This is a genomic window from Oleiphilus sp. HI0043, assembly GCF_001634935.1.
The window spans coordinates 1-580 of record NZ_LWEY01000296.1; the positions used below are offsets into that span (position 1 = coordinate 1).

Sequence of the window (580 nt, forward strand, 5' to 3'; positions counted from 1 at the left end):
TATCAGGTTAATAAAGCCCGTTTGATAGAGAAAATAGCCGAGCTTGTTAAAGACAAGAAGATCGAAGGTATCACCGAGCTTCGTGACGAGTCTAATAAAGAAGGTATGCGAATAGTGATCGAACTTCGACGTGGCGAAATGCCTGAAGTGATCATGAACAACCTTTATGCCCAGACTCAACTTGAGAACGTATTTGGTATTAATATGGTTGCTTTGGTTGATGGTGAGCCAAAGACGATCAATCTAAAGCAATCGCTAGAAATATTCGTCAAGCACCGAAGAGAAGTCGTTACTCGTAGAACAGTCTACTTGCTCCGTAAAGCGAGAGAGCGTGGGCATGTGTTGGAAGGTTTAACGGTTGCTTTGGCAAATATCGATCCGGTTATTGAGTTAATCAAGAAGTCACCAAGTTCTGCGGAAGCGAAAGAAAAACTCTTGGCTCAAGCTTGGAGTCCTGGTGATGTGACCGCGATGCTTGCTAGTGCAGGTGAGAATGCCTGTCGCCCAGATGATTTAGAACCACAGTATGGCTTGCGTGATGGTAAATATTACTTATCGCCAACTCAGGCTCAAGAAATTC

General features: G+C 44.0%; 1 protein-coding gene. It reads left to right on the forward strand.

The features are described 5' to 3' along the window. Nucleotides 1-580 (forward strand): DNA gyrase subunit A (locus tag A3729_RS04215; RefSeq protein ID WP_304439687.1); only part of this gene is annotated, 580 nt, incomplete at both ends.